Genomic DNA, 13,449 nt, shown 5'->3' with positions numbered 1-13,449 from the left:
CATGAAAAATGGTTGACCGGCAAAAAGTATTTCATAATGGATCGCTACTTTGATGAGAGAGAAACAGCAAGAAAAGAAGCGTTAGCAGAACGAGCAGCATACCTGCATGTTGTCACCTGATTCATGCAGATACCGGAAGACAATTTACACCAACTTTTTGGACTTGACTATTAGCTGGCAGCTTTTTTAAGTTATTTTTTGTTAAATATACTTTATTTCAGATAATTAGACATTTATGCTAGAATATATAAGTTAAAATAGTTTATAGTAAGTTATATTATAAAATTGTCCTTATATTGTCAGGGGATTGAAACATTGTGTTCAAAACTATAATATAGGATAAGACTAGATATCTTGCAAAAGCTTAAGCGGAAAGGTGTGCAAAAGATGGAAGAACTAAAGAAGTGTATACGGGAAGTGGCTTCATTTCTTGATAAAACAGCAGGAGTACTTGATGCTGATGGTATAATTGTGGCTTGTACAGATGAGACTCTTGAAGGTAGCGAAGATTCTTCGGCTCGCGCAGTTCTTCTATCAGAGGAACATGTTGCTATAACCTATGGAAGAACTTACATGAAGCTGCCTGTTACGGAAAGAACAAGTTATATTTGTTTCGTTGACGGGACAGACAGTGTGTCTCGGAACTATCTTGAGTTAATTTGCCATTGGATAGCTGCTGCACTGAAAGAAAGAAATTCAGATGCAGAACGCGAAGCATTCCTGAAGAATGTTTTACTGGAAAATGAACTTCCCGGTGATATTCCGTTAAAAGCACGAGAGTTTAAAATTCCTTATTCAATTCCAAGACTTGCGTTTTTGATCAGAATTGAACAGGCCGAGGAAATTGATTGTATTGAAATACTTTATAATATGTTCCCTGACAAAAGATCCACTTACATATTGGCAATGGATGAAGAAACTATTGTTCTTCTCATGGAATATCCCAGAGATAATCCTGGTCAGATAGAAGAGATTGCTAATCAGATTCTTGACAATTTAAATGCTGAATCTATGGCAAAAGTTCACATAGGAATAGGTATGCCTTCTGAAACACTTAAAGATACAGCTAAATCCTATAGAGAGGCCTCTCTCGCTCTTACTGTCGGTAATATTTTTGACAACGAAAATTATGTAATGAGATATGATAAGTTGGGTCTGGGCAGACTTATTTATCAGCTTCCACCTACGCTTTGTCATATGTTCCTTGACGAGGTTTTCCCCAAAGGTGCCTATGAAGCTTTAGATAGTGAGACTCTTTTAACTATTCAGAAATTTTTTGAGAATAACCTTAATGGTAGTGAAACCAGTAGACAGCTTTTTGTTCACAGAAACACTCTGGTCTATCGTTTAGATAAAGTTCAGAAAATAACATCTTTAGATCTGCGCAGCTTTGATGATGCAGTGCTTTTCAAACTTGCCTCGATGGTGCGCAAATATCTTGAAAAACAAGAAAAGGGATCGCTGAAATCTGCTGGCGGCAAATGGTGGCATAATTAAGGCAGATCGACAAGACCCCTTTAACGAGGAGGATTCCATTGATTGAATTCAGACGTGTTTCCAAAGTCTATCATACAGGAACGCATGCTTTGAAGGATGTCAGTTTCAAAATACTGGATGGGGAGTTTGTGTTTGTTATTGGGCGCAGCGGCGCTGGCAAATCAACTCTTATAAAATTGCTGACTTGTGAAGAAAAACCTTCCGATGGCAGTGTTCTCATTGATGATTTTGATATAAGCAGAATCAGGCGTAGCCTGATTCCGTTTCTGCGTCGTAATATAGGCATGATTTTTCAGGATTTTCGCCTGATTGATACAAAAACAGTTTATGAAAACGTTGCTTTTGCTATGGAAATAATCGGAGCATCTCGTCGTTCAATTCAACGTCGTGTTCCGATTGTTCTTAGCATTGTAGGTTTGCGGGAAAAAGCAAGTGCAAGACCAGGTGAATTATCGGGTGGTGAACAACAAAGAGTTGCTATAGCAAGAGCTATGGTGAATAATCCGATGCTTATTCTGGCAGATGAACCAACAGGTAATCTTGATCCTTCCAATAGTGAATCCGTAATGGCACTGCTTGAGGAAATCAACAGAAGCGGTACTACGGTAATTATTTGTACTCACGACCATGAGTTGGTTGATCGTATGAAAAAACGTGTTATTGAGATAAGTGACGGAAGTCTTGTAAGGGATGACTGTGAGGGTGCTTATGCTGCTTGTACACCAGTAAAACAACCCTATATGAGTAATTCGACTGATATTACAGACGAAGAAATTGTTGATTTAAATAGTCAGACTTCAATTAGTATTCAGGATGAAGGTTTGAACATCTCTAGCGAAGAAGTAGTTTATGAAACTCAGGAAATACAAAACATATCAGAAAGGCCGCAGGATGATGAACTTATTGAGCAAAATGAATCAGAAGAACTGACGGAGGAAATTCGTAAAAGTCTTTATGCTCAGAAGGATCTTAAATCTGGCGAAAAACCAGCTGATGATAATACAAAGAGCACTACAAAATCAGAAAAAAAGTCAAGCAGAGAAGAACGTATAGAACGTGCTCTGCGCAAGTACAGACAAAAGGGTCATGATATTATACTGCCTTCAATTCAGTCGGAAGAAGCTGATATTGAAATACCTGACAAGGAAGATTTGATGGATCTTTCAAATCGTGAAAATAATGAGGCAATTTCATGAAGTTAAATATGTACAGACATTCATTTAGAGAAGTTTTTCGCAATCTTGTCAGGCATCCATTGGTAACTCTTGCCTCTGTTACTACTATGACTTTGATGCTTTTCCTTTTAGGCAGCTTCATAGCTTTTTCTATGAATGCCAGCCATATGATGGATCTTGCAGGTCAAAGGCCTCCGGTAGAGATTACAATGAATATCGGTGTGGAACAAGGTGATGTTGATAGAGTATCTACTGTTTTGAGACAAAATGAATATGTATTGGAATATGAGATGTATACACCTGAAGAAAATCTGCAATTATTCAAGGAAGCTATGGAAAAGGAAGATTTGTTTGAAGATTTTTCTGCTGAGTACATTCCCTATACTTTTACCGTAAGACTGATTGATCCATCGGTGGGTGATGATTTTGAAAAAAGCATAAGTGGATTACCGGGTGTTAGACAGATATCTCTGGAACAATCAGTTATGAATTTTCTCAATAATGCTATAAGATGGGTAAACTATGCTACTTTAATGGCTTTTCTGATTCTAGGAGTTATTGCTTTTTTTATAATTTCCAATATGGTAAGAATTGCGGTTCTTGCAAGGTCGGAAGAAATAAGCATCATGAAATACGTTGGGGCTACTAACTGGTATATAAGGGTTCCATATATATTGGAAGGGTCGGTTGTAGGCCTTTTTGGTGCTGTTCTAGCAACTTTGATCATATGGCTTGCGTATTCGAGGATATATGATGCACTTATGCCGGGTATAGATCTGGACAGTATTTTTATAATGCTTCCTGCTTCTGTTTTGCTTGGTAAAATTTTTTTGATAGCTGCTTTGATAGGTGTTGGTGTTGGAGGTCTGGGAAGTGCATTGTCGGTTCGCAGACATGTGCAGGTATAGGAGGCGTTTATGCATAAATTAAAAAGATTTACTGCTACAATTATTGTATTAGCTTTAGTAATAATAAGTTTTTTTAATTATATTGAAACAGGAGCAACCAGTACCAGTCAGGAACTTGAGGCTGCCCTGGACAGGCAGGACGCTATTGCTATGCAGATGAGTGAACTGGAAAGCAGACAGGATCAGCTTGCTTCTTCCAGGAATAACCTTTCTGGTGAACTGGCATGGCTTAACGAAAGATCAGAAGAACAGAAAAAACTATATGAAGAAAGAACCATACAGCTTCAGGCTGCACTGTCTGAGATGGATAAATCAATTGCTGAGTATGCCGAGGCAAGTGAGGTTCTTGAGCAAAAAAAACAACAATACAATCAACGTATGCAGATAATGTATGAACATAAAAATAAATCAATTTTCACACTTTTTATTGAATCGGATAGTCTGCATGGCTTTTTCACTACCATGCAGCTGATGTCCATCATAGCAGACACTGATGAGCAAATGTTGGACGATCTGGAAATAGCAAAAGATAATGCCGAGTTAAAAAAACAGGTCGCACAGCAGCAGATGCAGGATATGGAAGTAATTGTTGAACAGATTGAAGGAGAGCTTGCGCAAATAGAAGCTGATGCAAATGTGAGCGCCCAAAATCTGGCAAAAATAGAATCAGATATATTGCAACAACAGCAGGCAGAGGAAGAATTAAATGCTCTTTCGGAACAAATTGGTTCTGAAATTTTCGCCTTACAGCAGCAACTGGCTGCTGAGAGAGCAGCGGCTGCAACAAAAGCGGCTGAAGCAACAAGAGCAGCCGAGGCTGAAAGAGCAGCTGAAGCAACAAGAGCAGCCGAGGCTGCCAGAGCGGCAGCAGAAGCAGAACAGGCAGCGGCTACAGATTCAGATCAGGAAGTAGATGATCCTGAGCCTGAACAACCAGCTGGTAATGTACCAAACAGTTCAGGTTGGGTGTGGCCTGTTCCTTCCAGTAGAAGCATAACCTCTTATTATGGAAATAGAATGCATCCTGTTTTGGGATATATGAGATTTCATTCTGGTGTTGACATTGGTGCAGGTTTTGGCGAACCGATTGTTGCGGCCAGAGCAGGAACCGTAATTATTGTACGAAATCCTGTTGAAGGTCAAAACTGGGGCGGATATGGTTATGGCAATTATGTAGTAGTTGATCACGGTGATGGTTATGCAACCCTTTATGCTCATCTGAAAAACACCAGAGTCAGCGTAGGCCAGACTGTTGCGGCAGGAGAACTGGTAGGCACATGTGGCAGCACGGGAACATCAACTGGATCGCATCTTCATTTTGAAGTTATGATAAATGGCAGTACGACTAATCCTCTTAATTATATAGGTTAATCTGAACAAGTTTTAATGACTGCAGTATAAAGCGGTCAAAGGAGTATTTATGCAAACCAACTCAAATAATGATAACCCTACCGATGTTTATGAAAGGGCCGATAGTGATAGAATGGCAGCTGCTCAAAACAAAGGCGGAACAAATATCTGGAAGTATGTTATAACAATACTTATAAGCTCAATGGTTACTTTTGTGATAACGGTTACTGTTGGAATAGTTGGTTTTATAACATTATCTGGGGGAAGTATATCTTTATCTTCTTCAGAATATTCTCTGCCTGTAAATTTTGAAAATGCTGAGACCCGTGAAGCGGCAGCGAAATTAAGCAAGGTTTATAAAACTATTTCAGATAATTATTATCGTGAACTTACAGATAAGGAAATGATTGATGCCATGACAGCCGGTTTGGCGAATGGCCTTGACAGTCCTTATACAATGTATTTTACGGCTGAGCAAAATGAAATGATTGAAGAAGCTTTTAGCGGTGAATATAGTGGTATAGGAGCCATTGTGGCTATGAATCAGGACGGGATGATCGAAATAACTGATTTGATAGAAGGTGGCCCCGGGTTGGAGGCAGGACTTCAGATAGGCGATATATTCATTGCTGTCAACGGAGAAAGTGTAACCGCATTACCTGATGTAGCTACTTTGGCTGCTATGGTAAAGGGTCCGGAAGGCACAGAGGTTGAAATAGAAATTTACAGACCGGTGGAGAGGAAAAATATTGTAGTAATCTCCATGCGGGAGAAAATAGATAATGCCAGTGTAAGATACAAAATGGTTGATGAATCAATAGGATATGTGAGTATAAGTGAGTTTTCAGGCGGAACATCAGATCATTTTATAAAAGCTGTTGATGAGCTTCAGCTTCAGGGTGCAGAATCGATCATATTTGATTTGAGAAATAACAGTGGTGGACTTGCTGATGAAGTAACACACATGCTCGACTATCTATTACCTGAACTTACAATCGCAAGTTTTGAAGGACGTATTCATGGTACTGACTTTAAGCAGACTTGGGAATCAAATGCTGAAATAGGGGTTCCTCAAGATATGAAATTTGTAACTCTGGTAAATGAGTTTTCTGCAAGTGCTTCCGAACTTTTTGCCGGTTGTCTTCGTGATTATGAAAAATCTTATCTTATAGGTCAACAAACTTTTGGCAAAGGATCTGGGACTATAACTTATGCATTAGATGATGGTTCTGCGATAAATGTTACAAATTTTCTTTATTATCTGCCTAATGGTGAAAGTATAGAAGGTGTAGGTATCACGCCTGATGAACTTGTAGAACTTTCAACTGAAGCCAGATTAAAATCAATTTTTCAGCTGACAATTGAAGAAGATACTCAGCTTGCTGCTGCAATTGATTTTCTAAGAGAATAAAAGAGCAGGGTGCATTATGGAGCATTACGATAAATTAGCCTTATGGTATGACAGACTGCAGCAATCTCTTGATCATAAAGCATGGGCTTTGTTTATTAAATCATTAAATGATATTTATGGGACGGGAGACGAAGGTGGAGAAGGTGAAGATGGCAAGCCTCTCATGCTTGACCTTGGTTGTGGAACTGGTAAATTAACTCTAGAGATGGAAGCTTTAGGTTTTGATGTTATAGGAATCGACAATTCATCTGTTATGTTGCAAATAGCAAAAGAAAGAGCTGAAAAAGCTGGTAGCAGGGCTTTGTTTTTACATCAGGATATAAGTGATTTCGAATTGTATGGAACTATAGATTTGGCGATTTGTATGCTTGATACGATTAATCACCTTATTAGAATTGATGATATAAAAAATTTTTTTCGCTTATGTGCAAATTACTTAAATCAGAATAGCTTGTTGATACTTGATATTGCAACTTTAAAGCATTTTGATAAAACTCTTGGCAATAATGTTTTTTTTCAGGATTTACCTTCTGAAAATGACGATAAAGCTATAACTATGTTATGGCAGAATTCATGGAATAAGTCGAAGCAAATCAGCTATTCTGATATAACCCTATTTATTCAAACAGAAAATGATTTATATAAACGATATGAAGAGTACATTATAGAACGGTATTATCCGTGGGAAAAAATAAAACAGTTGGCTGAAGATTCTGGTTTGGAGTTTGTTGTTAGAACTTCAGATTTGAAAATTACTTTACCGAAAAATTCAGAGGAACGTAATTTTATGGTTTTTCGCCAACCTGCTAAAAAACTTATGCAAGTAAAATGAGGGAATGCTATGAACACTAGTAGAGAAAATATATCAGGGAATGCTGCCAAGGCACCGGAGGGGGACTACATTGTTAGAGCAACTGCAAAGCAAGGAGCAATCCGGGCTTTTGCCTGCAGAACAACAGATCTTTGCAAAAAAGCTGTAAAGATTCACAATTTATCGCCCGTAGCTACTGCTGCTCTTGGTAGGCTTATGTCTGGCGTCCTTATGATGACTCAGGATTTGAAAAATGATACAGATTCAATAACTGCTATCGTCAGATCCGATGGCCCTTTGCAGGGGATGACGGTTATAGGTGCAGCTGATGCATCGGTCAGAGGTTATTGTCATCAAAACATTGTTGAAACAATAAACTCCGCCCCCGGGAAGCTTGATGTTGGTACTGCCGTAGGCAAGGGGACATTGACAATAATCAAAGATTTAGGTCTCAAGGAACCGTATCATGGCAAGGTGGAACTTATATCAGGTGAAATAGCAGAGGATCTTACTTATTATCTTGCTGTTTCTGAACAGATTCCTTCCGCTGTCAGTTTAGGTGTGAAAATGGATCAAACAGGTGTTTTATCGGCCGGAGGTATGATAATTCAATTGATGCCTGGTGCATCGGAAGAATTAATTAACTGGCTGGAGCAACGTATAGGTGGATTCCCTGAAATAAGCTATCTTATGGAAGAGGGATTTAATCCACATCAGATTCTTGATTTGCTTTTCGGTGATCCGGATATCATATATCACAGTGTTGTAGAATGCAGATATTCTTGTCCGTGCAGTCAACAGCGGATGGAGAGAAATCTTTTAACTTTAGGCACAATAGAATTACAAGAGCTTGCAAATGATCCACAGGGTATTACTCTCGAATGTCACTTCTGTGATCAGAAATATCGGTTTGACCAATCAAAAATAAAGCAATTGATTGCAGAAAATAATGTAAATAGAGCAGAATAGCATTTCATAAGAGGAATTTGATATGAAGAAGAATCATCCGGAAAGGTCTGAAAAATCTTTAAGGAAATCAACAGTACGTCGTGAGAGAAACTGGCAATTGGAAGAAAAGACTGACAGAATTGATCACTCTTCTTCGAGATTGTCATCCAGCAGTATTTCAGATGCTTTAAAAACATCTGATAATCGCAAAAATCGTTATTCACCTATACAAAAACGGTTAATAATAATTCTGGCACTTGTACTGGTATTGATAATCATAATACCTTTAAGCTGCAGACTTCTTCCTTCTGATCAGGAAGTAACTCCGCCGGACTGTCTTTATACAACTACAGAAAACAACAAAACCGAGAAAGAAACATCAGATCTGGAGCAGCCGTCAACTGAATCCAGTGAAAGAGAAACTGATTCTTCTACCGAAAATACCTCTAATCAGACAGAGGAAGAGCCCAGTAATGATTCTGAAACTGATAATACGTCAGAAACCGATGACGTAATAGACAATAGGGTTATTCTGCCTGAATTAAAAAACTGGACAGATGAAGATATTTTTGATATGTCCAAAGATAGATATGGTTGGTCTTTCAACCGGCCTGCAGTACGAGACATGGATCTTCCTGCTATTCTTCCTGCTGAAATAAAAACAGTAATAGAACCTTTTGCAGTACTATGGCAGCTTCCACCTGTAGAGGGGACAAAAAAAGTATATATAACTATGGATGAAGGTTATGAATATAAGGAAAACACAACACAAATATTAAATGTTGCAAAACAAAAAGATATTTCAATAGCATTTTTTATCACAGGTGATTTTATCAGAAATCGACCTGATTTGGTGAAACGAATGGTAGACGAAAATCATCAAATTGCAAATCACACTGTCAGTCACCCAGATTTAGCAAAACTTTTTTCTGAAAACTCAGCAGATGTTGTTATGAAGGAACTAACTGGTCTGGAAGAAGAATTTTACAGCCTGACAGGTGAAAAAATGTTAAATTATATCAGACCTCCTATGGGCACATATTCAGCACCTCTACTTGCTCTGTTCAACCGCGAAGGATACTACCCTGTATTTTGGAGCTTTGCCTACGTCGATTGGGAAACAGACAATCAACCTGAGCCACAAGCTGCTTTAGATCAAATTCTGGGAGAGCTTCATGACGGCTCGATAATTCTCCTGCATGCTGTGTCAGAAACTAATGTAGCTATTCTTCCTGACTTGATTGATGGAATAAGGGAGAGAGGCTATACAATATCACCATTGCCATAAAACAGATTTATCAAAAATTATTTCAATTTACACTTGTCATATGCCAATAGCTGTTGTATAATCGTTCTGCATGGCCTATAGCAAGGTGAATTTTGTTAAGGTCATGAGGCGATGAAACCAGAGATTGCCGCAAGCAGCCGCTGCGGTCGCAGGCGGGTAACTTTGGTGGAGTAGTCCGATTCAAAGAAATTGGGCGACAAGTCTTATTGTCACGCAGCGTGTGCCTTATATGCAGGCATGTGCCCAGTGCGTAGGTCTCTTGTTGAGAACGAACGGCTGGGTTTTATGTTGAAGCAAAAAGGAACGCCCGGCAACGTTGAGATTTGTCACGCAGCTATCAAGGAGGTTTAACCAATGGCAGTTAATCAAAAAATCAGAATCAGACTTAAAGCGTTCGATCATAATATTCTCGATGAGAGCGCAGAAAGAATTGTAGGCACAGCAAAACGTTCAGGTGCAAGCGTATCAGGGCCGATTCCTCTTCCTACAGAAAAAGAAATAGTCACAATTCTGAGAGCCCCGCACAAATACAAAGATGCACGTGAGCAGTTTGAAATCCGTACACATAAACGTCTGATTGATATTCTTGCTCCTAATTCCAAAACCGTTGAGGCATTGATGAAATTAGAGATGCCTGCCGGTGTTAATATTGAAATCAAGCTGTAAAGCTTTGATGCATCTTGCTTTTGTAAAGATGCTAAGGTCATGTTCACTTAATGGTGAACCAATAACCATGGAGGTAAAGAAAAAATGGAGAAATTCATGCTTGGAAAAAAAGCAGGTATGACTCAGCTGTTTGATGAAAATGGTATTGCTGTCCCCGTCACAGTCATTGACTGTGGACCGATGGTAGTAGTTCAGAACAAGAACGAAGAAACAGACGGCTACAAAGCAGTTAAGGTTGGTTATGGCAGTGTTAAAAATGTCAATAAACCAATGAAGGGTCAGTACGAAAAAGCAAAAGCAGAACCATGCCGTATTATGCGTGAGTTCAAAACAGATGCTGATTATGAAGCAGGACAGCAGCTTAATGTTGCGGATATGTTTGAAACAGGTGATCAGGTTGATGTTAGTGGTGTTTCCAAAGGTAAAGGTTTTGCTGGCGTAACAAAAAGACATGGCGTTAGAACTGGTCCTAGAACACACGGATCGATGTATCATCGCAGAGTTGGATCTTTGGGAGCAGGTACAAATCCTGGTCGTGTATTTAAAGGAAAGAAAATGCCTGGTCATATGGGCGCAGTTAATGTAACAGTACAGAATCTCAGTGTCGTTCAGGTGGACGGTGAGCGTAATATCCTCGTCATCAGAGGCGCTGTACCTGGACCTAAAGGCGGGCTTGTTGAGATCAAGAACTCCGTCAAGTCCAAATAAGACGGCGTAAAGGAGGAACTAGGAAATGGCAAAATTAGATGTTTACAACATGGAAGGCACTGTCACCGGCAGTATCGAGCTTTCTGATGACATCTTTGGTATTGAGCCGAATCAGGACGTCCTGCATCGCGTCGTTCTGAATCAGCTGGCTAACAGGCGTCAAGGTACTCACTCTACAAAAACAAGAAGTGAAGTACGTGGCGGCGGCAAACGCCCTTACAGACAAAAAGGAACTGGACGTGCACGTCATGGCTCGACACGTTCTGCACAATATGTAGGTGGAGGAATCATTTTTGGTCCAAAACCTCGTGATTACAGCTACACTCTGCCGAAAAAAATGCGCAGACTTGCTATGAAATCAGCACTTTCCAGCAAAGTGGCAGAACAGAACATGATTATTCTTGATACTCTTGACTTCTCTGAAATCAAGACAAAAGAAATGGTCAAAGTTCTTGAAAAGATTGGTGCTAAAAAATCCGCTCTTGTTGTTACTGCAACACGTGATGAAAAAGTGGAAAAATCTACCAGAAATATAATGAATATCAAGACTGCTCTTGTTAATACAATCAATGTCTATGACATTCTTAAGTATGACAAATTTGTTGTTACAAAAGAAGCAGTTCTTAAGGTTCAGGAGGTGTATGTCTAATGAAAACAGCACACGACATCATCGTCAAACCAATTATTACAGAAAAAAGTACATACGATGCAGCTGAAGGTAAATATACTTTTGCTGTTGATGTAAATGCTACTAAAACAGAAGTACGTAAAGCTTGTGAGCAGTTGTTTAATGTTAAAGTGCTTAAAGTTAACACACTTAATTATGATGGAAAGAAAAAGCGTATGGGTGTTCATCAGGGTAAAACAGCCGCATGGAAAAAGGCTATTGTTACCATTGATATGGAACCAAAAGCTGATAACTTCCTGACTAAGGGTGGTAAACAGAGTCAGTCGGCACGTAAATATAAAACATCAATAGAGGAATTCGGGTTCGGCCAGTGATGCCGGGCGCCCATGAGAAGGAGTGAACAACCATGGCAGTAAAAAGCTATAATCCTACTTCTCCCGCCAGAAGGCAGATGACCACGGCTGATTTTTCTGAAATTACAGACAAGAAGCCTGAAAAGAATCTTCTGGTGAAGAGAAATAAAACCGGCGGCCGCAACAGTTATGGCCGTATCACAGTTCGTCACAGAGGTGGCGGAAACAGGCGTAAAATCCGTGTTATAGACTGGAAACGCGCCAAAGAAGGAATGAAAGCAAAAGTTGTTGCTATAGAATATGATCCTAATCGTACAGCAAACCTTGCACTCATTCAGTATCTTGATGGAGAAAAGGCGTATATTCTTGCTCCAGAGGGTATCAAAGTAGGAAGTATTGTTGAATCAGGAGAGAAAGCAGATATTGTTGCTGGAAATTGCCTGAAGATTGAAAATATTCCTGTGGGTACTGTTATCCACAATATTGAACTGAAGCCTGGTAAAGGTGCACAAATGGTGCGTACCGCAGGTGCCGGCGCACAGCTGATGGCAAAAGAAGCTAAGTATGCTCAGGTTCGTCTGCCATCTGGCGAAGTTCGTATGGTTCCGATTGTCTGCAAAGCTACTATAGGCAGCGTAGGCAATAGTGAGCATGAGAATATCAGTATCGGTAAAGCAGGACGTAAACGCCACATGGGAATTCGTCCTACCGTTCGCGGTGTTGTCATGAATCCTTGTGACCATCCTCATGGTGGTGGTGAAGGTAAATCTCCTATCGGTATGCCAGGTCCTGTAACTCCCTGGGGTGTTCCTACTCTCGGTAAGAAGACTAGGGATCGCAGGAAACCTTCTAACAAGTACATTGTTAGAAGAAGGAACAAGTAATCGAATGGAGGCTTGCGACTAATGAGTAGATCAGTTAAAAAAGGTTATTTTATTCAGGAATCGTTAATGAAGAAAATTGTTGCGATGAATGAAAAGAATGAGAAGAAAGTTATTAAAACCTGGTCCAGAGCTTCTGCCATCTTCCCTGAAATGGTTGGACATACCATAGCAGTATATGATGGCCGCAAGCATGTCCCGGTTTATATCACAGAAGAAATGGTTGGTCATAAACTGGGTGAGTTCGCTCCTACCAGGACCTATAGAGGCCATGCTGGGTCAGAGAAATCCTCTGGTTCACGCTAAAGGTAACCGAAGGACAGAAGGGAGGAACATTTTGTGGAAAAGAAGGTCATGAGCAAAGAATATCTGCTGGAAAACCGTGAGGAATTACTTGCAAGATATAACAGGACCGAAAGAAAATCTCAGAAATCCGCATTGCTGACTAAAAAAGAACGTAAAGTTCTGGGAATCGGAAAAGATGAAGGTCGTGCAATTGCTAAAAATATCAGAATAGCTCCGCGAAAAGTGAATGTGGTTGTTAATCTGATAAAAGGAAAACAAATAGACGAGGTTTATGCGATTCTCAAGTATACGCCAAAAGCTGCATCTCCGGTGCTGGAGAAACTTGTAAAATCTGCAGAAGCCAACGCTGTTAATAATAACGATTTATCCCGAGACGCTCTTTATGTTGCTGATTGTTATGCCAATCCGGGACCTGTGCTTAAGCGCATAATGCCCAGAGCACGTGGCAGCGCAGCAAGAATTCACAAGAGAACAAGCCATGTTACTGTTGTTCTCAAAGAAAGAAATTAAGGAGGGTGT

At 39.8% G+C, this 13,449-nt stretch carries 14 protein-coding genes and 1 pseudogene; all 15 read left to right on the top strand.

Annotation, left to right across the window (positions count from 1 at the left end):
- The first annotated feature begins 387 nt into the window (after positions 1–387).
- Positions 388–1,497 carry a PucR family transcriptional regulator gene (locus AC0KSB_RS08040; RefSeq protein ID WP_472308079.1) on the top strand — a complete coding sequence of 370 codons (1,110 nt, stop codon included), beginning with the start codon at positions 388–390 and terminating at the stop codon, positions 1,495–1,497.
- Between the two features lie 38 nt (positions 1,498–1,535).
- Positions 1,536–2,207 (top strand): annotated as a pseudogene (gene ftsE, locus AC0KSB_RS08035) (cell division ATP-binding protein FtsE); the annotation flags it as partial.
- Between the two features lie 482 nt (positions 2,208–2,689).
- Complete coding sequence (locus tag AC0KSB_RS08030; protein WP_472308077.1) at positions 2,690–3,580, top strand: cell division protein FtsX; 891 nt, start codon at positions 2,690–2,692, stop codon at positions 3,578–3,580.
- 9 nt (positions 3,581–3,589) lie between these two features.
- Complete coding sequence (locus tag AC0KSB_RS08025; protein WP_472308075.1) at positions 3,590–4,951, top strand: peptidoglycan DD-metalloendopeptidase family protein; 1,362 nt, start codon at positions 3,590–3,592, stop codon at positions 4,949–4,951.
- 49 nt (positions 4,952–5,000) lie between these two features.
- Positions 5,001–6,341 carry a S41 family peptidase gene (locus AC0KSB_RS08020; RefSeq protein WP_472308073.1) on the top strand — a complete coding sequence of 447 codons (1,341 nt, stop codon included), beginning with the start codon at positions 5,001–5,003 and terminating at the stop codon, positions 6,339–6,341.
- A gap of 16 nt (positions 6,342–6,357) precedes the next feature.
- Positions 6,358–7,173, top strand: a complete 816-nt coding sequence (locus tag AC0KSB_RS08015) for a class I SAM-dependent DNA methyltransferase (protein ID WP_472308071.1) — start codon at positions 6,358–6,360, stop codon at positions 7,171–7,173.
- Between the two features lie 9 nt (positions 7,174–7,182).
- Positions 7,183–8,121: an Hsp33 family molecular chaperone HslO gene (gene hslO, locus AC0KSB_RS08010; protein ID WP_472308069.1), complete on the top strand. Its 939-nt coding sequence runs from the start codon at positions 7,183–7,185 to the stop codon at positions 8,119–8,121.
- 22 nt (positions 8,122–8,143) lie between these two features.
- Complete coding sequence (locus AC0KSB_RS08005) at positions 8,144–9,388, top strand: polysaccharide deacetylase family protein (protein WP_472308067.1); 1,245 nt, start codon at positions 8,144–8,146, stop codon at positions 9,386–9,388.
- Positions 9,389–9,742: 354 nt separating this feature from the next.
- Complete coding sequence (gene rpsJ, locus AC0KSB_RS08000) at positions 9,743–10,054, top strand: 30S ribosomal protein S10 (protein WP_472308065.1); 312 nt, start codon at positions 9,743–9,745, stop codon at positions 10,052–10,054.
- Between the two features lie 84 nt (positions 10,055–10,138).
- Positions 10,139–10,762: a 50S ribosomal protein L3 gene (gene rplC, locus AC0KSB_RS07995; RefSeq protein WP_472308063.1), complete on the top strand. Its 624-nt coding sequence runs from the start codon at positions 10,139–10,141 to the stop codon at positions 10,760–10,762.
- Positions 10,763–10,787: 25 nt separating this feature from the next.
- On the top strand, positions 10,788–11,411 hold the full coding sequence (rplD, locus tag AC0KSB_RS07990; RefSeq protein WP_472308061.1) for a 50S ribosomal protein L4: 624 nt from the start codon (positions 10,788–10,790) through the stop codon (positions 11,409–11,411).
- On the top strand, positions 11,411–11,764 hold the full coding sequence (gene rplW, locus AC0KSB_RS07985; protein ID WP_472308059.1) for a 50S ribosomal protein L23: 354 nt from the start codon (positions 11,411–11,413) through the stop codon (positions 11,762–11,764). Before rplD ends, rplW begins: the two co-directional genes overlap by 1 nt.
- Before the next feature lie 32 nt (positions 11,765–11,796).
- Positions 11,797–12,627: a 50S ribosomal protein L2 gene (gene rplB, locus AC0KSB_RS07980; RefSeq protein WP_472308057.1), complete on the top strand. Its 831-nt coding sequence runs from the start codon at positions 11,797–11,799 to the stop codon at positions 12,625–12,627.
- A gap of 21 nt (positions 12,628–12,648) precedes the next feature.
- A complete protein-coding gene (rpsS, locus tag AC0KSB_RS07975; RefSeq protein WP_472308055.1) occupies positions 12,649–12,930 on the top strand; it encodes a 30S ribosomal protein S19 in 282 nt (93 codons plus the stop codon).
- A gap of 33 nt (positions 12,931–12,963) precedes the next feature.
- Positions 12,964–13,440 carry a 50S ribosomal protein L22 gene (gene rplV, locus AC0KSB_RS07970; protein ID WP_472308053.1) on the top strand — a complete coding sequence of 159 codons (477 nt, stop codon included), beginning with the start codon at positions 12,964–12,966 and terminating at the stop codon, positions 13,438–13,440.
- Positions 13,441–13,449: the final 9 nt, after the last annotated feature.

The sequence above is a fragment of the Ercella succinigenes genome, assembly GCF_900002895.1.
The sequence above is the reverse complement of the archived record's forward strand: the minus strand, read 5'-3'. Positions and strand labels throughout refer to the sequence as shown.

Excerpts from the sequence above, each read along its gene's own strand:
- rplB (WP_472308057.1), top strand. The coding sequence starts at position 11,797 with ATGGCAGTAAAAAGCTATAATCCTACTTCTCCCGCCAGAAGGCAGATG.
- hslO (WP_472308069.1), top strand. The coding sequence starts at position 7,183 with ATGAACACTAGTAGAGAAAATATATCAGGGAATGCTGCCAAGGCACCG.
- AC0KSB_RS08040 (WP_472308079.1), top strand. The coding sequence starts at position 388 with ATGGAAGAACTAAAGAAGTGTATACGGGAAGTGGCTTCATTTCTTGAT.
- rpsJ (WP_472308065.1), top strand. The coding sequence starts at position 9,743 with ATGGCAGTTAATCAAAAAATCAGAATCAGACTTAAAGCGTTCGATCAT.
- AC0KSB_RS08005 (WP_472308067.1), top strand. The coding sequence starts at position 8,144 with ATGAAGAAGAATCATCCGGAAAGGTCTGAAAAATCTTTAAGGAAATCA.
- AC0KSB_RS08020 (WP_472308073.1), top strand. The coding sequence starts at position 5,001 with ATGCAAACCAACTCAAATAATGATAACCCTACCGATGTTTATGAAAGG.
- rpsS (WP_472308055.1), top strand. The coding sequence starts at position 12,649 with ATGAGTAGATCAGTTAAAAAAGGTTATTTTATTCAGGAATCGTTAATG.
- AC0KSB_RS08025 (WP_472308075.1), top strand. The coding sequence starts at position 3,590 with ATGCATAAATTAAAAAGATTTACTGCTACAATTATTGTATTAGCTTTA.
- AC0KSB_RS08030 (WP_472308077.1), top strand. The coding sequence starts at position 2,690 with ATGAAGTTAAATATGTACAGACATTCATTTAGAGAAGTTTTTCGCAAT.
- rplD (WP_472308061.1), top strand. The coding sequence starts at position 10,788 with ATGGCAAAATTAGATGTTTACAACATGGAAGGCACTGTCACCGGCAGT.
- rplC (WP_472308063.1), top strand. The coding sequence starts at position 10,139 with ATGGAGAAATTCATGCTTGGAAAAAAAGCAGGTATGACTCAGCTGTTT.
- rplW (WP_472308059.1), top strand. The coding sequence starts at position 11,411 with ATGAAAACAGCACACGACATCATCGTCAAACCAATTATTACAGAAAAA.
- AC0KSB_RS08015 (WP_472308071.1), top strand. The coding sequence starts at position 6,358 with ATGGAGCATTACGATAAATTAGCCTTATGGTATGACAGACTGCAGCAA.